Here is a 21,575-nt window from a genome sequence, read left to right as displayed (position 1 = left end):
ACAATTAAGCGGTGGCCCGCCTAATTTAATAATGGCCACAGCGATCAATTCCATGTGCCCTAATTCTTCCGCTGCGATTAGGCCGAGTAAATCCCGAACATATCGATTGGTCATATTGGAACGCTGATTTAAGTACTGAATTGAAGACGACATCTCGCTGTTCCGCCCCGCATAGTGTTCGAGCAAAAGCTTGGCAAACACAGGATCTTGACGTTCAACATGTATCGGATAAAACAAATGCTTTCGATAATGAAACACCTTCATCCCCCCTCTTGATAGGGCACCTTGCCAATATTATATGGGGGAAAAATCTCAATGGTCACAAAGCAATGAGATACATTAGAAAAAGCCGTCCAGACGGACGGCTTAGGGGTAAAGTTATTGATAGACCTTAATTTTAACTAATTATTCACGGACTTAGGTTCAAGCCCTTTAAGGCCGATATCCCGCCTAAAGTGAGCTTCCGGAAAGCCGACAGCTTCCACTAAAGCGTAAGCCTTTTCACGAGCTTGCCGGAGTGTTTCGCCCGCGGCGGTGACACCTAATACGCGGCCGCCTGAGCTTTCAAGACTTCCGTTCTTTATTTGCGTACCGGCATGAAAGATGACGGCATCCTCGCCAACAGTCTCAGGCAGGCGAATCGGCAGCCCTTTAGGATAGGCCGACGGATAACCCGGAGCAGCCATTACGACACAAACCGCTACTTCGTCTTTCCAGGCCAACTTTATCTCGGATAAACGGCCTTCAGTGCAAGCCCACAAAACAGACAAAAGATCACTGTCCAGACGTTTCATAACGACTTGTGTCTCCGGATCGCCAAAGCGAACATTGTATTCCAGCAACTTCGGACCTTCTTTCGTAAGCATGAGCCCCATAAAAAGCACCCCTTGAAAGGGAGTACCATGTTCAGACATAACCTTTAACGTCGGATTGACAAGATCGCCCATAACGCGTTCTTCCAATTCAGCGTTCCAAATCGGAGGGGGGCTGTACGTCCCCATTCCTCCGGTATTAAGCCCCTTGTCACCGTCCAAAGCACGTTTGTGGTCCTGCACCGGAACCATAGGCCGGGCTGTAACACCGTCGGTGAAACAGAGCAAGCTGACTTCCTGTCCTTCCAGGAACTCTTCAACAAGCAGCTTCTTTCCTGCTGCGCCGAAATTTCCGTCCATAATTTCATCGACCCCTTGGAGAGCCGTTTCCAAATCCAGGGCTACGATGACACCCTTGCCGGCCGCCAAACCGTCAGCTTTTAAAACACAAGGTGCCCCAAGAGTGCGAATATAAGTTTTGGCTTGCTGGGGATCTTCAAAAACCTCACACGCTGCAGTTGGTATATTGGCGTTTTCCATGATGGTCTTAGCAAAGGCTTTACTTCCCTCCAACTGAGCCGCCGCTTTAGTTGGACCAAAGATCCGCAGGCCCGCTTCCTGAAAAGCATCCACAATTCCGAGGCTCAAGGGGTCTTCCGGCCCAACCAGGGTCAGGTCAATAGCTTCCTGCAAAGCAAATTGTACTAAAGCCGCTATATCTTGAGCCGGAATGGGAACATTCCAAGGCTCAGTCCCCGCATTTCCCGGCGCAACAAAGAGACGTTCCAGCTCCGGACTTTGTGACAGTTTCCAGGCAAGAGCATGCTCTCTGCCGCCGCTTCCTACAACTAATACCCGACGTTTCTTCACCGGCTCACCTCTTTCCAGGGTTATCATGCTCAACATTAATGTTGAAAATGTCTGCGATGCGTAAAGACCATAATCATATTCAGGCGATTAGCCGCCTCAATTACCTCGGGATCGTGTATTGATCCCCCCGGCTGAACAATGGCTCGAATTCCCGCCTGGGCTGCAACTTCAACGGAATCCGGAAAGGGGAAAAACGCATCCGAGGCCAAATAGGCCCCTTTCGCCTTTTCTCCGGCCTGTTCCAGAGCAATTTTCGCAGAACCAACCCGGTTCATTTGCCCGGCCCCCACACCCAAAGTTTGGCAATAATCTGTAACGACGATGGCATTTGACTTGACATGTTTGACAACGCGCCAGGCAAAATCCAGCGCCCTTAAATCTTCTTCTGTCGGTTTTTGCTCTGTTACAACTTCCCACTCTTTAATTGAGGTTGTCCCTTGGTCCACCTCTTGAACTAAATAACCGCCATTGATACTTTTAAGCATCCAGCGGGAATTCGCGTTTGCATTTTCTCTTCTGCCAACGGCAAAGAGACGCAGGTTTGTTTTAATGCTGAGAACTTCCTGAGCCTCCGGGCTGAAATCCGGCGCCACGATCACTTCGTAAAAGCATTCCTTTATGGCCTCCGCACAGCTCCCATCGACCACACGGTTAAAGGCAATAATCCCACCGAAAGCAGAAACCGGATCTGAGGCTAGAGCACTCTGGTAGGCTTCCAAAGGGGTCCGGCCCAGAGCCACTCCGCAAGGATTAGAGTGTTTGACAATCGCCGCGGCACAGGCATCAAATTCACGCGCAATTTTCCAGGCCGCATCCATATCTGCCCAGTTATTATAGGAAAGTTCTTTCCCTTGCAATTGCTTTCCTCCGGCTAAAGTACCCGTCCCTGCCTCTGAATTTATATAGAAGGCGGCTTTTTGCTGGGGATTTTCGCCGTATCTCAATTCCTGAACTTTTTGAGCGGTCAACCGCAAAGTTTGGGGAAAACCCCCGCTGGGTTCAAGCTGCCGTTCTAAATAACCTGCAATCAGACGGTCATACTCCGCCGTATGGGCAAAAGCCTCAGCCGCTAATCTTTTGCGCATTCCCGCTGAGACAGCGCCTGTTTCCCGCAGCACATTTAAAACTTCTCCGTACGACTTGGGATTAACAAGCACTGTAACCCGACCGTGGTTTTTGGCCGCAGCCCGCACCATCGTCGGCCCTCCGACGTCGATGTTTTCTATCGCCTCGTCAAAACTCACCCCCGGCTTAGAGATGGTTTCCCGGAAGGGATACAAATTCACTACAACCAGATCTATAAAACATATGCCGTTTCGCTCCATCTGCTCACGGTGTTCAACACAGTCCCGCGCCAAAATTCCCCCATGAATCAAGGGATGGAGAGTCTTCACCCGGCCATCCAAGACTTCAGGAAACCCGGTTACTTCACTGACGTATTTCACAGGGATATTGGCTTCATCCAAAGCCTTGTACGTCCCCCCTGTCGAAATCAATTCAAAACCTAACCCCACAAGTCCCTGAGCAAAGTCGATAACCCCCGTCTTGTCTGAAACACTGATAATAGCTCTTCGCTTCATTCTGAACCCTCCTGTTGCAATAGCTGAATCCGCCGTCCCACCCGCTTAACCTTTCCCGCAACTAAAAGGCGAACGGCTTCCGGGTAAAGGCGATGTTCCGCTTCTAAAATTCTCCGGGCCAGACTTTCCTCCGTATCCCCGGGCAAAACAGGCACAACCTCCTGCAAAAGGATCGGCCCGCTGTCCAGACCCTCATCCACAAAATGGACAGTGCACCCGCTCACTTTGACTCCATACTCCAAAGCCTGACGCTGGGCGTGAAGACCGGGAAAGGCAGGGAGCAGCGACGGGTGAATATTAAGAATCGGAAAATTGGCCTGCCGAATAAACTGGGGACCCAAGACTTTCATATACCCCGCCAAAAGTAACAGTTCAACCCGATGTTCCCTCATCCAGATCAAAAGATCCTCTTCCTGAGCCTGGCGGTGAGGATAATCCTTGCTTGGAAAAACCCGAGTCGGGATTCCGGCTCCCCGGGATAACTCAAGGGCTTTTGCCCCTGCTTGATCCGAACCAACGGCAACAATCTTAATAGGAAGGCTCCCTCTTTCGGCAGCCTCAAGTAAAGCTTTAAGATTGCTTCCTCTTCCGGATGCCAATACTGCCGCTCTCAATAGCATACACCTTCTCCGGCTGAGACCTTTCCAAGAACATAGCTCGACTCTCCCCTAACCGCAAGCTGCCGCCGGACAAGTTCTTCGTCATCCGGGCCCACAATAAGGACAAATCCTATCCCCATATTGAACGTTCGATACATTTCAGCCCACTCCACATCCCCCAGACGTTGGAGCAAATCAAAAATCGCCGGACGTTTCCAAGCCGCCCTGTCAATTTGAACTCCTAACCCCGAAGGCAGGACGCGGGGAATATTCTCCGTCAATCCTCCTCCCGTAATATGTACCATACCTTTAATAGTTTTTCCTTCAAGAAGCGGCAAAATTGTTTTAACATAAATTTGAGTGGGCCGTAATAAGACATTCCCTAAAGGTTCGCCCAACTCCGGCAAAACATCGTCTAAGGAATACCCCTCAAATAGTTTCCTTACTAAAGAATAGCCATTGCTGTGCAGTCCCGTCGACGGCAGGCCAATCAGGACATCTCCTGCTTGAATGTTTGAGCCATCAATTAAACGGTCACGGTTTACGACACCTACGGCAAAACCGGCAATATCGTATTCATCTTCAGCATAGAAACCCGGCATTTCTGCTGTCTCTCCTCCGATGAGGGCGCACCCTGAAATCTCGCAAGCCCGGGCAATTCCCCCCACGACCTCCGCGACTTTCCCGGGATTTACCTTCCCTACGGCAAGATAGTCCAAAAAGAACAACGGCTCCGCACCTTGAACCAGAATATCATTTACACACATAGCGACCGCATCCTGCCCAATCGTATCATGCCGGTTCATTTGAAAAGCAAGACGCAGCTTTGTCCCCACACCATCCGTTCCCGAAACGAGAACCGGATCAGAATATTTTTTTAAGTCCAAGGTGAAAAGCCCGCCGAATCCACCAAGTCCGCCTAAAACTCCCGGGCGAAGCGTCCGGGCTACAGCCGGTTTAATGCGCTCCACAACGTCATTGCCGGCTTGAATATCGACACCGGCATCTCGGTAAGAGTATCCCACAAAGATTCCTCCTTACATTTTCGCCAACCATCTACCCGCAAGAGTTTTTACTGCGATTTAAGTTTGAAACGGAGATAGGATAAGAGCCATTAAAACAGGCCAGACAAACATCATCAGTACCAAGAGCCCGTAATAAGCCTTCCTCTGAAATATAATGCAAAGAATCCGCTCCCACAAACTTCCGAATTCCTTCTACATCCAACTGATTGGCGATCAGTTTTTCCCGTTCGGCTGTGTCTATACCATAATAACACGGATAAGCCACAGGAGGTGAACTAATCAGAAAATGAACCTCTTTAGCCCCCGCTTTTCTAACCATCTCCACTAACTTAGAGCTGGTGGTCCCCCGCACAATAGAGTCATCAATCATAACAACTCGTTTATCTTTAAGAACACTCGTATTCGCATTGAGCTTCAAACGAACGCCCACTTCTCTCATTTCCTGAGTCGGTTGAATAAAGGTTCTCCCGACATAACGATTCTTGATCAGCCCTTCCCCGAAAGGCAAGCCCAACGCCGAGGCATATCCCAAGGCTGAGGCGGTCCCCGAATCCGGAACTGCAATCACGAGGTCGGCCTCCAGAGGACATTCACGCGCTAACTCAATTCCCATTTTCCAACGGCTTTCCGAGACATTCAGCCTATCCAGCGTACTGTCCGGACGTGCAAAGTAAATATATTCAAAAGCGCAAAAAGCACTTCTGTTTTTAGACAATCCCGGGCGCGAACGCAACCCCTCCTCGTCAATGATGACGATTTCTCCCGGCTCTAAATCCCGGATAAACTCCGCTCCAATAGTATCAAGGGCACAGCTCTCCGAAGCAAGACAATACTTCCCGCCTTTTCTGCCGATGCAAAGAGGTCTCACTCCATGAGGATCTCTCATACCAAAAAGCTTATCCTCCGCCAGAATAACCACAGCGTACGCGCCGCGCAAATCCATCATAGTTTTGACAAGCGCATCTTCCAAAGAGTCCCGGCGATAGCGGGTAATGAGGTTAATAATCACTTCACTATCTGTCGTGGTTTGAAATACGGCACCGTTCATACCTAATTCTTCCCGCAGTTCTGTGGCATTCGTGAGATTCCCGTTATGGGCTAAAGCCATCATCCCTTTCTGATAATGGACAACCAGGGGCTGAGCATTTGCCAATAAACTTGAACCTGTTGTGGAGTAGCGAACATGGCCAATGGCCATTTTCCCTTGCAAGCCTCTCACAATCTGGTCGGAAAACACTTCGGAGACAAGCCCCATGCCTTTATGTAACTCAATTGTCCGCCCGTCGGCAACAGCGATGCCTGCGCTTTCCTGCCCCCGATGCTGCAATGCGTAGAGACCATAATAGGTTAAACGGGCTACCTCTTGTTTAGGCGCATAGATTCCAAAGATCCCACATTCCTCATTGGGCTTATCCAGACTAATATCGAACAATTTTGTCCCCCCTTTTTCCTTTCCGGAGTGAGGCAAGGAGAAAACCCAACCCAGAGCTTTTAAAAGCTCAGAGAGTTTTCACCTTACCTTCTCCGCCGGCAGAGTGCCCATATCTTAAGGCAAATACTCCAATGGACCTAATCGGGAGTGAGCCTTTGCTATGCAGACATCAAACCGGGGAGAGAACTTCTTTAACTCTGCGAAAGACCTCTTGATAGGCTTCTTCCACTTGCCCGAGATCCCGGCGAAAACGATCCTTGTCGAGCTTTTCCCGAGTCTCTATATCCCAATAGCGGCACGTATCCGGCGAGATTTCGTCCCCAAGATAAACCTTGCCGTCCCTGATTCCGAATTCCAATTTAAAGTCAATCAGATCAATCCCAGCCTTAAGGAGAATATCGCGCAAGAGCTCATTAACCTTTAAGCCCAGGGCTTGTATTTCCCGGGCAACCTCCGGACTGGCCCAGCCCATAGCGGTGACATGGGATTCATTGACCATCGGGTCTCCCAAGGCATCATCTTTATAATACAACTCCACGACAGGTTGGGAGAGAACAAAGCCCTCCTCCACGCCGAGACGCTTGGACAAGCTGCCTGCCACGATATTGCGCACCACCACTTCGAGGGGAATCATCTCTAACCGGCGTACCAGCATATCCCGTTGACCCAACAGGCGGACAAAGTGGGTGGGGATACCTGACTTTTCAAGTTCGGCAAAAAAAAGTGCCGACAGCTGATTATTGACCTCTCCCTTGTCCGCAATCTGCCCTTTTTTCTCCCCATTAAAAGCTGTAGCATCGTCTTTATAGGCAACCCAAAAATAATCGTTTTCATCCGTATCATAAACTTTCTTGGCCTTTCCCTCATACCTCAAGGCTAACTTCTCCATCATTATTACCCCTTTCGCAATTTTATCAGTTTCCGACTTTAAAGACCCACTGTTAAACCAGACCTAAACGCTCAAAAATATCCTTCACATGCTTGGTGTGGTAGGCGTAATCAAACAAACTGCTGATTTCCTCCGCGCTTAAATATTCCCTAATCCCGGAATCCTTGCGAATTAAACTTTGAAATTGTTCTTTTGTATTCCAAGCTTCCAAAGCATTGCGCTGAACTAAGGCATAAGCGTTTTCCCGGCTAACCCCTTTTGCCACTAAGGCCAGCATCACTCGCTGTGAAAAAATCAGCCCCAACCCTTTATCTATATTTATTTGCATCTGCTCAGGAAACACCTGCAGCCGGTCGATCAATTGGGTCATCTTATGAAGCATATAATCCAAAGCCAGAGTACTGTCCGGCAAAATCATGCGTTCTGCCGAGGAATGGGAGATATCCCGCTCATGCCAGAGGGCCACATTTTCCAGAGCAACTTGAGCATTGGCGCGCACAACCCGGGCCATACCGCAAATTCGCTCCGGTGTGATGGGGTTTTTCTTGTGCGGCATGGCTGAAGACCCTTTTTGCCCTTTGCTGAAAGCTTCTTCAACCTCATGGACATCTGTCCTCTGAAGGTTGCGAATTTCTGTGGCCATTTTATCGAGAGAGCTGGCGATCCCTGCTAAAGTTGTCACATAATAAGCGTGACGGTCACGCTGCAGAATCTGGGTCGAAATCAGAGCAGGTTTCAAGTTTAACACCTGGCAGACATGAGCCTCCACTTGAGGGTCCACATTAGCAAAGGTTCCAACCGCACCTGAAATTTTCCCTACCCGTATCTCCTCTTTAGCCCAAACCAGACGCCTTTTTTGACGCCCAATTTCGTCGTACCATAAGGCAAATTTCAATCCTAACGTTATAGGTTCAGCGTGAATACCGTGAGTTCTTCCCATCATCAGGGTGTCCCGCTGCTCCAGCGCCCTGCGGCGGAGAACTTCTTCCAAGCTTTCCATCTTAGCTAACAGCAGATCGGTTGCTTCCACCATTTGCAAGGACAAAGCTGTATCAAGAACGTCCGAGGACGTAAGGCCCAAATGAATGTACTTTGCCTCATCTCCTACATTTTCAGCAACATTTGTCAGAAAAGCCAGGACATCGTGCTGAGTTACTTCCTCAAGGGCTTGTACCCGTTCCCAGGTAAAGGAGGCTTTTTCCCGGATCACTTCAACAGCTTCTCCGGGTATCTTCCCCAGTTTCGCCCATCCTTCGCAGGCAGCGATTTCTATTTTCAACCACAGGGAAAGGCGATGCTCGTCCGTCCAGATTTTTCCCATCTCGGGAAGTGTGTAGCGGTCAATCAAGGTGGTTTCTCCTTTCGTTCGGCCCTCATCATTCACTCAGTTTCTTTTGTAGAGCCTCATCCTTAGCAGCAATATCCCCGGCCATTTGAGCCCGGTAATCTTTAACCTTAAGACTTAATTTCTGATCCTGAAGGGCTAAAATTTGCACAGCCAATAAGGCGGCATTGCGCGCAGAGCCAACTCCTACGGTCGCTACCGGAATTCCGGGCGGCATTTGAACAATTGCATACAAAGCGTCGATTCCATTCAAAGGGCCACTGCTCAAGGGAACGCCAATCACCGGCAATATCGTAGCACCGGCAATAACTCCCGGCAAATGGGCCGCCAAACCCGCACCCGCGATAATTAGTTTCCCTCCTTGGTTTTCAAAAGCTTTAACCCAATCCAGAGTCCTTGCCAAAGTTCTATGAGCTGAAGAAATTTTAACTTCAAAATCCAGCTCAAATTGACGAAGAATTTTGAGGGCATCTTCCATCACTTTATAGTCTGAATCGCTTCCCATAATAACTCCAACCTGATTCATCAATAAACACTCCTCATTTCCGGCAAATTAGCAAAAGCCCAGGCAGGTAAATTTCTCCCTTAAAAATAAAAGAGTGAAACTTACCCGCCTGGGCTTTTATCCCTTCGGTGTAATCTGATTTTTCAATCAAACCTGTACCACTTGGACAAGTGGTTGCCCTAGGTACACTTTCGCTCATAGTCAGGCCATTTACGGCAGCCTGGTAGAAACTTGCAGACCATATCTCCGCGATTATATGAACTCCTATGAATTTGATATGTTCATTCTACAAGAAGGCGTCAGGAAGGTCAAGCAAAAAATCGAACAATACAATCTGTCTAACCGAAAACGTTCGGCCTATTAAAATTCTTAATTCCCTTGTTTATTTCAGGCTATGTTCGCAATTCTCAAAAATGGACTGTAGTGAACTGTTTTAGTTCATTACAATCCATTTTTGAGAATTGCGCTTAATCACTTTGATCCTTTTTATAAATGACATTATTGCAAATAATTTCAAATTCTCCGCTTTTATTGGCGATTCTGGCGGTGTGCCGTATTGGCAAATTACAGTGTGAGCAAAACCCAAAGGCAAAATATTTTTTGGGCTTAGAAAACTCCCCGTTTTTTATCACCTGGCTGCCACATTCCGGACAGCATATATTCGTTTTAGCCAATAAATGTTTCAGCTCTTCAATCCTTTGCTCGTTTTCCCGTTGAACTTTTCCCCAATTAATAATGGCATCTTGTGAGAAATCATAAATTTTCCTAAAAACATCTCCCGTATAGGCAGCGTCACTGAAGGCATCGTGAAAAGGCAAGCTTTTCTCAATCTCCAAGCCATCCACCGCACTTTCCAAGCTAGGTTGTTTGCTTAAGCCCCCGAACTCCATGTAAATTTTTTGGATGTTGATAAACCGATCAAAGATCAAAGCATTAAAGCCAAAATATGAGCAATTTTCTCTTAAACCTAGGATGTCGTCCTGACCCCAAGAACATAGGACCGCTTCATTGCCCATCCAGGCTTTAAAACTCTCCATAGCTTGTAAAAAGGGTCTTCTTGGGATAATCCTGCTCATATCGATATTCGTCTTCTTCTTGACATAAGGATTCAGACGTTTATAAACAACAGGTTTAATTAGTAAATTAAACTCACCGATCTGTTCAAGTTGTTGATTTAATTTCACGGCACCGATCTGAATTATCTCATTTTTTAAACCTGGATTAGCTTGATCTCCTTCTTTAAATCTAAAAAACATATTAAATTCTAAATCAAAAACAATATAATTCATAATATCCTCCTACACTGTACCTCTATTATAATCCCTCCTCCTCACAAACGCACTAAGGCAATTCATTTTGACCTTTGAGAATAACCCCAACTGGTTTGAGGCCAAGGCGAAGTAACACTATACAAAATATAAGAGCCATCCTGTGGACGGCTCCTATCGTTCAGCAATTATGCGTCATTTTACCAGAAGCTAAGTTGTTCATGAGAAGTGATTCTCTGGTATTGGTTCAGCAAGCTATCCAATTGTTGACTAATCTCGACAACTTCGCGATCAATTAAGTCATGAGTCAAACCAAATTTATTGAGTTTTCTACGAAGAACCTCAATTCTTTTTAAAAGTTTCTTTTCCACTTGGTTTCCTCCCAGAAAGTCTTCTTGGTAAAAATTTTATTGTTTTTTTGCTGAAAAGACAAGAACAAATTATCCATAAATATACATATATTTGTCGAATATGGAATCTATACTTTCTTAAGGGAATTGCAATATAAATCAGTTCCAAACAAGTACTATACTAAGCTTAGAATCAAATTGAAAAGAACGATGCTAAACACCCATAAGCGAGTATTGCCAGCTTAGCTGTCACCGGAGGCAAGGTGAATTCGAGCAATACGTTTTATCTCAAGAATAAATAGGGCATTAAAAAACCCACAAGCTCCAGGTATCATAACCTCAATCTTGCGGGTTTCTATCAAAACTAGATACAATTCATTTAGTTGCGGTTAACCAAAAGCCAAAACTCTCTGCCATGTTAAGGAAAGAGTACAAAAGCTCCGGATTTTGTGCGCTCTATACTAATTTAAGGAATCTAAAACCTGTTTGTAAAAATCTGAAGGGTTGAATGAACCCCTAGGCTGACCATTGGTTCCGCCCTGTTTATTGTTTCCATTTGGATTGGTTTGAGCGTTTTGGCTACTTTGATTGTTTTGGCCGTTTTGATTCTCTTGGTTGCCAGAACTCTTATTATTCCCCTTAGTAGGTCTTTGTGGAGGGGTGGCTAAGAAGCTCTTTTGCTGATCAGTGAAAACAGCGTTAATTGCATCCGCTTGCTGCTGCAAAAAATCTTGGCTGGGATTTGTCGTGCTTATTAAACTTTGCAAAATAGTTTTAAGCTTAGTTTTTTGATCACTGGTTAAGGGATTTTGCTGATTAGTTTGTAAACGGCGAATTTCCATTACTGCCTGTTGAGCCGGATTGCGCATCTTCTGGCCTTGTCCGGACTGTCCTTGTTTTGCCTGGCTTTGATCAGTTTGAGATTGACTTGTGGATTGCGTGGCATTTGCGTTACTTGAACCACAACCGCTAACTCCTAGCACTGCTATGAGAAGCAAAGATCCAAGTAATAGCGATGGTTTTCTCAAGGTTTTGGGGATACTAAATATTTTTTTCATCTGTAGTAAAACCTCCCTTTTCTTTAGCAAGTTTCTCTGTAATTACTTCATAATCTATAGGGGTTATGTCCTCGTAAATCCATGATCAGGATACATCGAAAATTCAATAAGAATGTGATTAAGGCTTTAAGATTTTGTTAAGATTACAGATCAAGACGCCAGATCAAACAATTATTGGAATTAAAGTATTTAACCTTTTTATATGTTTATTATTGGATTATCTGGTTAGAGTAATTTGCAAGATTGATTTTACGCAGGGAGGTCTTTACCATGACTCGTACAATTGCTGCTTACTGCGGAAGGTGCAGAAAGACAACAAATTTTACTTTCGATGGCGGCGGTTGGGAATGTCACAATTGTGGTTCTTACAAAGTGCAAGGGGGATATGATGATTCGGAATTTCCTTTCAATATCTTCAGAGATTATTAAATACAGTCCCCAAGCTTATATTGTCTAAAAGCAAAAAGGCACCTTTAGATGCTTTTTTGCTTTTGGGGACTATTTTTTATTTATCTAGGGAGCTTAAGCAAGGCTGTTTCATTAGAACCATTTCTTACGTTTAAACGCCATAACCGTTATAACTATTAATACGATTATTAATGCATAAAGCACATACATCCCATACTGACTATGAATTAAAGGCATCTTATCAAAGTTCATGCCAAAAAAACTTGTCAAAATATTGATCGGCAAAAAAATTGTAGCCAAGATAGTTAGAAATTTCATGATATCATTTGACTTATTGTCCACAGAAGCCTGATAGGCTTCTCTAAGGTTTTCCATCAGCTCAACGAGTTGCCTGGCGTTATCCAACTCAGACTGAATACTCATTAGGAGATCATTCCATAACGGAGTATCTTGTTTTGTGCGAATGAACACTGACAAATCCTCATTGATCTGCTTTTTTAATCTGATAGCTTTTCTATGGAGCTTAATTATTTTCATCTGCTGAGACTTATCGGGTTTTTCTAAAACCTCTTCTTCCAAAGAATCTATGGCTGACTCTAACGATTCAATTTTATTTTGGATTCTTTCCAGCGATTCAAAGCCAAGGAGACATAACAAATCATACGGAGTGTGAATTAGTCGGCCTAAATTCCAATCTTCTATTTTGTGATCCAACTTGCTGTTCTTGTTGAGCAAAAGCCAATTATCAACGAGTAAGAGTCTGACATGGAAATGGTCATCTTTAAGGCTCACATAACAAGTCAAATCGTTTAACTGTTTGCAAAAGCTTTTTCTGGCACTAAGGCTATTTAAAGCACTTATCTGATTAAAACCAATCAGATCTGCTTTTGCTGAAGCCAGCTCTAGATATTTATTAATTTCATTACACGAATTAAAATCTATTACTTTTATATCCATTATAAGTTCCCCATTTATTTCGTAAAATTATCTCAAAACGTGTTATTTTGACTATCTAAAAAACTGAAGTCAGGTTATACAATTCTTACTTAAAATAACAGCACTGAACCATCCTTCTATAAAAAGGATAATTCACCAGTTGGCAACATTATTTGCTATTTTTAACGCAAAAAATCAACCCGCTTCATATAATCTAAAATTTTATTCAAATAATCTTTAGTAATATCCGGCCACTCAAACCCTGTTTGAGCTAGCAAATTTTGCGTAATATTACTTAAAACTTCAATTTTAAACTTTGAATGACTTTGATGCTCCTCAGTAAGGTCTAAAACAAGTCCGTTAAGTGAATCATTATGTTTCTCTTTTTGCCACTGCTCTACTAATTGGTAAAACGACACTTTATCCAGCAGTTCAATCTCTATACCCTGTGAATAGAGGATATCTATCACTTTTTTAATCTCAATTTTTTTGTGGTTAAACATGTGGAATACTCGTCCGGTTTTTGTATTTGTCCTAATAATATTGACAATCCCTTTTGCGCAGACATCGACAGGGGTAAATTCCAGCTCCTGATGCAGTTGATCACGCGGTACGGCCTTTAAGTCTAAAAGTGATTTTAACTTTTGATAGAAAGCATTTTTATGGATATTTTCCTGAAAATGGCCATCTGTATATCTTCCGGATAACATTCCCACCCTGAAAATTGCGGCTTGTAGCAGCTCTGAATTAATAGCTTTAAGAACATAAACTTCCGCATCAAATTTGCTCTGAACGTATGGATTGTCCTGATAATTTTGGCCTACATACAGTTCGGCTTCACTAAAACGCACGTTGCCCGTTGCTTGGACTAATTGATTTCCGGCAATACTTATCGTCGAAACATGGTTCATCGGTCTCCTAAAGGCTAGACAAAAGGCAATGACTTCTTGGGTTCCGCGTACATTTATTTTTTCAAACTCTGCGTACGTTCCATAGTGTTTAACTATCCCGGCTGCATGAATAACAGTAGATACCCTGTCCCCCAGCGCTTCATAGTCTCTAACTGATAATCCAAATTTTTCGAGTGAAATGTCTCCATTTACCACTCGTATTCGAGAATAATCAATTGCAGATAGCGATTCTGAAAAATAAAATTTTAATAAACGCATGAGCCGTGTTTCCGCCTCGCCGCCTCGCACTATGCAATATATTGTGCAAGATGTACTCTTAAGGAGCTCCCAAAGCAAATGTATCCCCAAAAAGCCAGTTGCTCCAGTTAACAGTACATTCCCTTTCTGAACAGCTATCGGGTCCGGAGGAGTGTCATCGTACTCTAAATGAATGCTTGGAAACTCTTCCACGGGCTGCTTAGATTCTTTCTGTTTGCCTATCTTCCCCCTCACCTTTTCGGAAAGCTGGCGGATTGTAGGATAGTCGTAGAAGTCCTGGGCTGATAAATCCCATTCACGAGACCAAATTCCTGTAAGTATCTCAATGATCGCCAAGGAATCTCCTCCGAGTACAAAAAAATTATCATCCAGACTAACTTGTTCCACATCTAATGCTATTGACCATAATCGAGCCAATTCTTCTTCCAGCGAATCCCGAGGAGCTATTAACGCTACATCTGATACATTATTTACAGGTAATACATTATTTACAAGAGCTGGATCAGGAAGAGCTTTTTTATCCACCTTAGCATTTGGCGTAAGGGGTATGGCGTCCAGCCAAACAAATTTCGCAGGGATCATATAATCAGGTAGCCGCTGTGCTAAATACGCTCTGATATCCAAAATAGAGCACGGCTGTTTTCCCACAAGATAGGCACATAGATAGTTTTTATTTTTTCCGTCCTCACGGCTTACTACAGCAACATCCTGCAATAATTCATGCTCTAAAAGGCATTTTTCGATCTCCCGTAACTCAATCCGAAACCCCCTAATCTTAACCTGGTCATCATTTCGGCCTAAATGTTCAATCTCACCATCTGCTGCCCACCGTCCAAGATCACCGGTTTTGTATAATGTCTGGCCTTCGTGAAAGGGATCGGGCACGAACCTTTCTTTAGTAAGGTCCTCCCGGTAAAGATACCCTCTTGCCAATCCCTCTCCCCCGATATAAATCTCCCCGGTTATTCCCATGGGAACAAGCTCCTGCAAAGCATCCAGGATATATATCCCGGTATTAGCAAGAGCTTTCCCTATAGTGACATGGGCAACTTGAGTTACATCTTTATACATAGACCACACTGTTGTCTCAGTGGGGCCATACATATTATAAATCCGTGCCGCAGGGGCGGCTTTTTGCAGGTCCTTTAATAACGCTTCAGAAAGCTTTTCCCCTCCAATAAAGAGTTCAGATAAACGTGCTAAACCTACCGGACAGTAGGGGTCTTTTAATATTGATTGGATTTTGGAAGGTGTAGCCTGAAGCATTTTAACATTGTGTTTATCAATAAGGTCAAACAACAATTGGGGAATTTGCTGTTCTTTTTCATTCGCCATAATAACACATAACCCCTGAGATAGTGGCAGAAGTGTCTCCATTACAAAGATGTCGAACGACACTGTAGTCAACGAAACAATAACTTTTCGCTCCAAAAAAGGAATCTCATGAGTAATAGCGTGGATAAAATTGTTAACCGAGCGGTGTTCTATCATAACTCCCTTCGGCTTACCCGTTGATCCCGAGGTGTAAATCACATAGGCTAAATCTGTCGGCTTATTAACAGCTACTAAGTTAGAAGCTGTACCGGCATATAACGCAGCATCATCAAGATTAATCGTTTCCAGCCCCAATGTTTTCCCCAGTTGCCACACTTCTTCCTTTTCTGTGCATAAAGCCTGGGACGTGAGTACCAACTGCGTTCGGCTATCGCGCAGCACCTCTTCAATCCGCGCGATAGGATGATAGGGATCTAGCGGGAGATAAGCGCCTCCCGCTTTAATTATCCCCAAGATTCCAATCATCAGTTCAAGGGAACGGTGAACCAGGATTCCCACAATATTATCCGGTTTAACACCTTTTAGTCTGAGTACATTTGCCAATTGATTAGCCTGCTCATTTAAAGTCTTATAGGTTAATCGTTGGTCATCGATAATCAACGCTATTGCTTGAGGCGTCTTCGCCGCCTGCTCTTCAAATAGCTGTTGAATTGTCTTATCCTTCGGGTATTCCAGCTTAGTGAGATTAAATTTCTGAAGGTAAATATCTTTTTCTCGGATTGTCAACAGCGAAAGTTGAGATAATAATTTGAAAGGTTCAAGCATTGCATTTTTTAATAGATTTATATAATGATAGTGAATTTGTTCAACTTCTGTTTCTGTTAAGACTCCGATTAGATAGTCGTAATCGAGCTTTAAAGATCCTTCATCCTTCCAATCACTCACATGAAGAGATAGCGCATTAATCTCTTGTCCGTTGAAATGCCAAAAGCTCTCAAAGTTGAGATCGTCGATTTTAAACTTGGCATTTTGGTAAGAAAAAAAGACATCCGTTAAACTCCCTGAATGACCATGTACCTCGCGAAAGTCTTTTAATATTTCCTGATAAGGGTATCGTTGATTTCTTAATAATATTTTCCATACCTTAAAAACTTCACGAAGATAAGTTGCGAAGTCCCACTTTGGATTGATGGTTATGCGAAATGGTATATTGCTAACAAACATCCCGGCAATGTTTTTATCCTGATGATTGGCTCTGTTTAGAACAGGTGTCCCAATAACAAGGTCATACTTAAAAGTCGTCTTTGCTATATATAACGCGAATACCGCAAGTAAAATGATAAAATCCGAGACCCCAAATTCTGTTGAAAAACATTTAATCTCTTCCGTAAGATCAGGGGATAACCTCTGCGTCCTTCTCTTTGCCCGGTTATCTCTCCGGGGTGCTCTTTCTTTTAAAAGAATAAATTCAGGAACAGTTTTATACATTTGTTGCCAGAAGATTTTATGTTCTTCATATTTTGGTGAATTTCGATATTTCATGTCCTTCAAAATGTAATCAAAATAAGAAGATTTTTGCTCAAGCAAAAGTGGTCCATGATTCACTAAATCCTTATACGTATTTAGTATGTCTCTAATGATTATGATGATAGTCCAGGCGTCAGCAATAAGGTGATGAAATTTCGAATACAAGGCAACTTCATTATTACTTAATCTAACAAAAGCAATATAAAATAGGTCTGCGTCTAAAAGCTGAAAAGGCTTCCTCGTATGCTGATCCTGCCAGTCCGCAAAATCCTCTGACCCTTTTGCATAGCTAAAATCAAAACAATCAAATTTGTGTTTCCGAATCTCAGATATATATTGGCGGGGTTCTCCCTCGCAAATTTTAATTCTTAAACGTAAACCTTCATGCTGTTGAATAATATGATTTGTTGCATCCTCAAGAAAATCCATCTTAACATGTTCTCTAATTATCGTTGTCATTGCCAAATTAGCATAACTTGTGTTTTTATAAAATCTTTCAATATCCCATATGGATTGTTGTGGAAAGGTTAATGGGTAACTTAATAGGTTTGGCATTTTAATAATCCCTCCCAATAAAAAGTGAGTTTCCAGCCAAAATAACCTATTTTCATTCCTTGCCTAGTGCCGTCAGCAACATAAAGGTCTATTTACTCAATTCAAAGTATACATAAAATGTAGTACCTTTAGGACTTGTTTCAACACTTATCCTCCCATTATGCCGAGAAGCTATGCCATAACATACGGCTAATCCCAAACCTGTTCCTTGTTCTTTCGTTGTGAAAAATGGTGTACCTAACTTTTCCAGAATAGATTGTTCAATTCCGTCACCTTCGTCCGATATGCCTAAGGTTACTTCAGTGTCAGAGGAAAAAGTCCTGATTTTTAGCTGTCCGCCTTTAGGCATCGCTTCAAATCCATTACGGACAAGATTTAGTAACAGTTGACGTATTTCCTGTATGTCGAGTTGTAAATCAGGTACTTTGCTAAGTTCAACCGTCAAAAATTTGTCGTTATTCAATGCCTCCGCATGGATAAGCGGCAAGGTAGAGATGACTATGTCATTAATATTACACCACTCGTACATAGTCGCTTTGTTTTTGCTGATGGAAAGAAACTCTGAGAGAATAGAATTGGCACGGTCTAATTCTTCGATCATGAGGTCAAAGTATTCCTTACCCTTTGGATCTTGTTTGTCTTTAAGTAATTGCAAAAAACCTTTTACTGTCGTCATAGGATTCCTGACTTCATGGCTAATACTAGCAGCCATTTCACCGACTAAGTTTAAGCGATCAAGTCGTATTATCTCTTCTTCAGCTCGTTTGCGTTCAAAGATTTCCTGCGTAAGCAGATCATTAGCAGTTTGTAATTCCTTTGTCCGCTCTGCGACCATATTCTCTAGGTGATACTCATGTATCAAATCCCGTATCTTAAGTTTATAAAGCATAACGGATAAGAAATATGATAGTACAACTAACAAAAATGCGTTCAGATAGTTACCTTGACGTATGTTCGGGTCCTTTTGACTAATACCCAAAAAAATCATAAAAGCAATCCAGCACGATCCATACAAAAATGCTGTGATTTTTGGTTTATAGTTATAAACTACAGCTATTGTAATGCATATCATAACGTAAACCGTAATTTGGCCATGAATTTTTTGGTCGATCCAGCCGGATATTATAGTGGCAAGGCTTAAAATAAAGGATGCAAAAAAAATGACATAGATTTTATGAACTAAAGCCATGTCATTTGCTGAGTGAGCTTTTATTCTATAGTAGCCTATAATAATATAAAAGATTGTAACCAAGCCTAAAGCGACATGAGAATAAAATAAACACCTATAACTGTGATTAGCCCAGAGGCCATCAGCTTTGTTAATATAATCGACAAAAAGGAAGGTGATATTTGCCAAAAACAAAATAATAGATAATTTTCTGGTTCGGTCAAAATTTATATAAGTTAGAATCTCCTCAATGTCTTTTTCGTATTTCGCTGTTATATGTTGAAACTGAAAGAATCCCATGGAGCGCACTCCTTTCCAAAATGGAATATAGGCAATATTCGTTAAGCGGATTTATAATACGGTCAATCTAAATATTACTCCCAAAAAACAAAATAACCACTATAAACTTAAGATACCCTAATAATCTCACAACTTTCTCGCGAAGTAAGGGGAAATCTGTCAAATAGTATACGAATAGTTTTCTTGGAGCAAGGTAACAGTTCGTTGGTTTAGCAGCTGATAAAAACAAAACAAGGCGGTTATGATTGCCCTAAAAAGAAGCGAAAATCATAACCACCCGCTAACTACATAAAACCCACAAATCCTTGAAAACACCGGATTCTCCCTACTCCCACTCAATAGTCCCGGGGGGCTTGGAAGTAATATCATAAACGACACGGTTGACCCCTCGGACCTCATTGACAACCCGTGAAGAAATGTTTTGCAGCAGGTCATAGGGCAGTCTGGCCCAATCCGCCGTCATAGCATCTTCACTGGTGACTGCTCTGAGGATAATCGGATACTCATAGGTTCGGCCATCCCCCATTACGCCAACACTTTTGATGGAGGGAAGGACAGCAAAGCTTTGCCACAGCTCCCGATACAGTCCCGAGCGCCGGATTTCCTCAAGGATAATAGCATCGGCCTCCCGCAGAATATCCAGTTTCTCAGGGGTTATTTCACCGAGAATACGAATAGCCAGGCCGGGGCCGGGGAAGGGTTGGCGCCAGACAATTTCTTCGCTCATTCCGAGTTCCGTGCCCAGCTCCCTTACTTCATCTTTAAAAAGCATGCGCAGGGGTTCAACCAATTGAAACTTCATGTCTTCCGGCAGGCCTCCGACATTATGGTGGCTCTTTATCGTTTCCGCAGTTTCCGTACCGCTTTCGACAATATCCGGATAGAGAGTTCCCTGTACCAGATAGTCAACTTGACCGAGTTTGGCAGCCTCTGCTTCAAAGACCCGAATAAACTCATTGCCTATGGTTTTTCGTTTAACCTCGGGCTCGAATACCCCTTCGAGCTTCTGCATAAATCGCTCCCGGGCATCGACAAACACCAAATTCAGGTGAAACTGCTCCGTAAATACTTTTCTGACCTGTTCCGCTTCATTTTTGCGCATAAATCCATGGTCAACAAAAACGCAGGTTAACTGGTCCCCCACAGCCTTGTGAACTAAAGCCGCGGCTACCGACGAATCCACTCCGCCGCTTAAGGCACAAAGAACGCGTCCATTTCCCACTTTGGCGCGGATTTCGGCCACCTGCAGCTCGATGAAGGACTCCATGGTCCAGTCCCCCGCACAATGGCAGACAGCAAACAAAAACTTTTCCAGCATAGCTTGTCCGTCAGGAGTGTGCTTAACCTCAGGGTGAAATTGAACTCCATAAAAATGGCGCTCGCGGTCCATCATAGCGGCGATAGAGGTGTATCCGGTGTGGGCAGCAACCACAAACCCCTCCGGCAGTATCTTAATCGAATCACCATGACTCATCCAGCAGGGACGTTCTCCGCCCAAACCTTCCCATAAATCTGTTGCAGTATTGACTGTCAGCATTGCCTTCCCATACTCACTGGCTTCAGGATGTTCCACGACGCCTCCGAGCTGCTGAGCCATTAATTGCATACCATAGCAAATTCCTAATATCGGAATCCCCAAACGGTAAATTTCAGGGTCAACTTTAGGAGCATTGGGCTGATTAACGCTGGCCGGCCCTCCCGAGAAGATGATCCCCTTGGGCTGTCGTGCTTTGATCTCCTCAACCGGAGTTTTATAAGAGACCATTTCCGAATATACATGGGCTTCGCGTACCCGGCGGGCAATCAGCTGATTGTATTGTCCGCCAAAATCTAAAACTAAAACGACTTCCTTTGTCACGCTAGTTCATCACCATTTCTTTATTAATTGACTTCATAAGCTTCCTGTTTTAAAACTCCGACATAGGGTAAATTGCGGTATTCTTCATTAAAGTCTAAACCGTAACCAACTACAAATTCATCCGGAATGGAAAAACCATTGTAATCCGGGGAAACATCCGTTTGGCGACGTGCCGCTTTATCAAGAAGCGTAACCACTTTAACACTTAAAGGATTACGGGCTTTTAAATTCTCTTTTAAGTACTTTAAGGTTAACCCCGTGTCGACGATATCTTCAGCCACTAAAATGTGAACGTCATCGACACTGCGTTCCAAGTCCTTAAGAATCCGCACAACTCCCGAAGATTTGGTAGACATGCCATAACTGGATAACGCCATGAAATCATAGGCCAAAGGCAATTTGATTTCCCGGATGAGATCCGCCATAAAGGGAACAGCTCCCTTCAGAATCCCCAAAACTAAAAGCTTCTTGCCTTCATAATCACGAGTGATCTCAGCACCCAACTCAGCAACTCGTTTTGCCAGTTCTTCTTTAGAAATTAACACTTTTCCGATATATTCCTCCATTATGGGCCCCTCCATATAAGTATTCAACAAAGACTTTTTCCAAACTAAAAACTATACCAGAAACTATACCAGAGCCTTGC

General features: G+C 43.7%; 18 protein-coding genes and 1 riboswitch. Of the genes, 1 reads left to right on the top strand and 17 read right to left on the bottom strand.

What is annotated here, in order from left to right; genetic code table 11:
- The 12 genes from REC12_RS09335 to REC12_RS09280 form a co-directional block, all read right to left on the bottom strand.
- A partial coding sequence (locus tag REC12_RS09335) for a manganese catalase family protein (RefSeq protein WP_308893840.1) occupies positions 1–258 on the bottom strand: 258 nt, incomplete at its 3' end.
- A 143-nt stretch (positions 259–401) separates the two neighbouring features.
- The gene (gene purD, locus REC12_RS09330; RefSeq protein ID WP_308893847.1) at positions 402–1,709 is read right to left on the bottom strand and encodes a phosphoribosylamine--glycine ligase; all 1,308 of its coding nucleotides are present in this window, start codon (positions 1,707–1,709) and stop codon (positions 402–404) included.
- An 8-nt stretch (positions 1,710–1,717) separates the two neighbouring features.
- The gene (purH, locus tag REC12_RS09325; RefSeq protein WP_308893838.1) at positions 1,718–3,262 is read right to left on the bottom strand and encodes a bifunctional phosphoribosylaminoimidazolecarboxamide formyltransferase/IMP cyclohydrolase; all 1,545 of its coding nucleotides are present in this window, start codon (positions 3,260–3,262) and stop codon (positions 1,718–1,720) included.
- A complete protein-coding gene (gene purN, locus REC12_RS09320) occupies positions 3,259–3,876 on the bottom strand; it encodes a phosphoribosylglycinamide formyltransferase (protein WP_308893845.1) in 618 nt (205 codons plus the stop codon). The genes purH and purN overlap by 4 nt, the downstream gene beginning before the upstream one ends.
- Entirely contained in the window at positions 3,873–4,886 is a 1,014-nt protein-coding gene (purM, locus tag REC12_RS09315) for a phosphoribosylformylglycinamidine cyclo-ligase (RefSeq protein WP_308893836.1), read from the bottom strand. The genes purN and purM overlap by 4 nt, the downstream gene beginning before the upstream one ends.
- Before the next feature lie 31 nt (positions 4,887–4,917).
- Positions 4,918–6,318 carry an amidophosphoribosyltransferase gene (gene purF, locus REC12_RS09310; protein WP_308893831.1) on the bottom strand — a complete coding sequence of 467 codons (1,401 nt, stop codon included), beginning with the start codon at positions 6,316–6,318 and terminating at the stop codon, positions 4,918–4,920.
- Between the two features lie 169 nt (positions 6,319–6,487).
- Positions 6,488–7,207, bottom strand: coding sequence for a phosphoribosylaminoimidazolesuccinocarboxamide synthase (gene purC / locus REC12_RS09305; protein ID WP_308893843.1), 720 nt, complete (start codon positions 7,205–7,207; stop codon positions 6,488–6,490).
- A gap of 52 nt (positions 7,208–7,259) precedes the next feature.
- Positions 7,260–8,555, bottom strand: a complete 1,296-nt coding sequence (gene purB, locus REC12_RS09300) for an adenylosuccinate lyase (protein ID WP_308893829.1) — start codon at positions 8,553–8,555, stop codon at positions 7,260–7,262.
- A 28-nt stretch (positions 8,556–8,583) separates the two neighbouring features.
- Positions 8,584–9,078: a 5-(carboxyamino)imidazole ribonucleotide mutase gene (gene purE / locus REC12_RS09295; protein ID WP_308893828.1), complete on the bottom strand. Its 495-nt coding sequence runs from the start codon at positions 9,076–9,078 to the stop codon at positions 8,584–8,586.
- Between the two features lie 157 nt (positions 9,079–9,235).
- A riboswitch (purine riboswitch) is annotated at positions 9,236–9,337 on the bottom strand.
- Between the two features lie 187 nt (positions 9,338–9,524).
- Entirely contained in the window at positions 9,525–10,346 is an 822-nt protein-coding gene (locus REC12_RS09290; protein WP_308893826.1) for a 3'-5' exonuclease, read from the bottom strand.
- 179 nt (positions 10,347–10,525) lie between these two features.
- Positions 10,526–10,696: an aspartyl-phosphate phosphatase Spo0E family protein gene (locus REC12_RS09285; RefSeq protein WP_308893825.1), complete on the bottom strand. Its 171-nt coding sequence runs from the start codon at positions 10,694–10,696 to the stop codon at positions 10,526–10,528.
- A gap of 440 nt (positions 10,697–11,136) precedes the next feature.
- Positions 11,137–11,733: a hypothetical protein gene (locus REC12_RS09280; protein ID WP_308893823.1), complete on the bottom strand. Its 597-nt coding sequence runs from the start codon at positions 11,731–11,733 to the stop codon at positions 11,137–11,139.
- A gap of 270 nt (positions 11,734–12,003) precedes the next feature.
- Between REC12_RS09280 and REC12_RS09275 the strand changes: the two genes are divergently transcribed.
- On the top strand, positions 12,004–12,162 hold the full coding sequence (locus REC12_RS09275) for a hypothetical protein (RefSeq protein WP_308893821.1): 159 nt from the start codon (positions 12,004–12,006) through the stop codon (positions 12,160–12,162).
- A gap of 111 nt (positions 12,163–12,273) precedes the next feature.
- Here REC12_RS09275 and REC12_RS09270 read toward each other — a convergent pair whose 3' ends face one another.
- The 5 genes from REC12_RS09270 to hpt form a co-directional block, all read right to left on the bottom strand.
- A complete protein-coding gene (locus REC12_RS09270) occupies positions 12,274–13,098 on the bottom strand; it encodes a magnesium transporter CorA family protein (protein ID WP_308893820.1) in 825 nt (274 codons plus the stop codon).
- 161 nt (positions 13,099–13,259) lie between these two features.
- Positions 13,260–17,603 (bottom strand): non-ribosomal peptide synthetase family protein, encoded by a 4,344-nt coding sequence (locus REC12_RS09265; protein ID WP_308893819.1) that lies wholly within the window; start codon positions 17,601–17,603, stop codon positions 13,260–13,262.
- An 88-nt stretch (positions 17,604–17,691) separates the two neighbouring features.
- The gene (locus tag REC12_RS09260; protein WP_308893817.1) at positions 17,692–19,071 is read right to left on the bottom strand and encodes an ATP-binding protein; all 1,380 of its coding nucleotides are present in this window, start codon (positions 19,069–19,071) and stop codon (positions 17,692–17,694) included.
- 325 nt (positions 19,072–19,396) lie between these two features.
- Positions 19,397–20,929 carry a glutamine-hydrolyzing GMP synthase gene (guaA, locus tag REC12_RS09255; RefSeq protein ID WP_308893815.1) on the bottom strand — a complete coding sequence of 511 codons (1,533 nt, stop codon included), beginning with the start codon at positions 20,927–20,929 and terminating at the stop codon, positions 19,397–19,399.
- A gap of 23 nt (positions 20,930–20,952) precedes the next feature.
- Positions 20,953–21,495 carry a hypoxanthine phosphoribosyltransferase gene (gene hpt / locus REC12_RS09250; RefSeq protein ID WP_308893813.1) on the bottom strand — a complete coding sequence of 181 codons (543 nt, stop codon included), beginning with the start codon at positions 21,493–21,495 and terminating at the stop codon, positions 20,953–20,955.
- Between the last annotated feature and the right edge of the window lie 80 nt (positions 21,496–21,575).

The sequence above is a fragment of the Candidatus Desulfosporosinus nitrosoreducens genome (assembly GCF_030954495.1).
Lineage (GTDB): Bacteria > Bacillota > Desulfitobacteriia > Desulfitobacteriales > Desulfitobacteriaceae > Desulfosporosinus > Desulfosporosinus nitrosoreducens.
This window is presented reverse-complemented; position numbering and strand designations above follow the sequence as displayed.

Excerpts from the sequence above, each read along its gene's own strand:
- REC12_RS09270 (WP_308893820.1), bottom strand. The coding sequence starts at position 13,098 with ATGGATATAAAAGTAATAGATTTTAATTCGTGTAATGAAATTAATAAA.
- purC (WP_308893843.1), bottom strand. The coding sequence starts at position 7,207 with ATGGAGAAGTTAGCCTTGAGGTATGAGGGAAAGGCCAAGAAAGTTTAT.
- purD (WP_308893847.1), bottom strand. The coding sequence starts at position 1,709 with ATGATAACCCTGGAAAGAGGTGAGCCGGTGAAGAAACGTCGGGTATTA.
- REC12_RS09280 (WP_308893823.1), bottom strand. The coding sequence starts at position 11,733 with ATGAAAAAAATATTTAGTATCCCCAAAACCTTGAGAAAACCATCGCTA.
- REC12_RS09290 (WP_308893826.1), bottom strand. The coding sequence starts at position 10,346 with ATGAATTATATTGTTTTTGATTTAGAATTTAATATGTTTTTTAGATTT.
- hpt (WP_308893813.1), bottom strand. The coding sequence starts at position 21,495 with ATGGAGGAATATATCGGAAAAGTGTTAATTTCTAAAGAAGAACTGGCA.
- REC12_RS09265 (WP_308893819.1), bottom strand. The coding sequence starts at position 17,603 with ATGCCAAACCTATTAAGTTACCCATTAACCTTTCCACAACAATCCATA.
- REC12_RS09260 (WP_308893817.1), bottom strand. The coding sequence starts at position 19,071 with ATGGGATTCTTTCAGTTTCAACATATAACAGCGAAATACGAAAAAGAC.
- purE (WP_308893828.1), bottom strand. The coding sequence starts at position 9,078 with ATGAATCAGGTTGGAGTTATTATGGGAAGCGATTCAGACTATAAAGTG.
- purH (WP_308893838.1), bottom strand. The coding sequence starts at position 3,262 with ATGAAGCGAAGAGCTATTATCAGTGTTTCAGACAAGACGGGGGTTATC.
- REC12_RS09275 (WP_308893821.1), top strand. The coding sequence starts at position 12,004 with ATGACTCGTACAATTGCTGCTTACTGCGGAAGGTGCAGAAAGACAACA.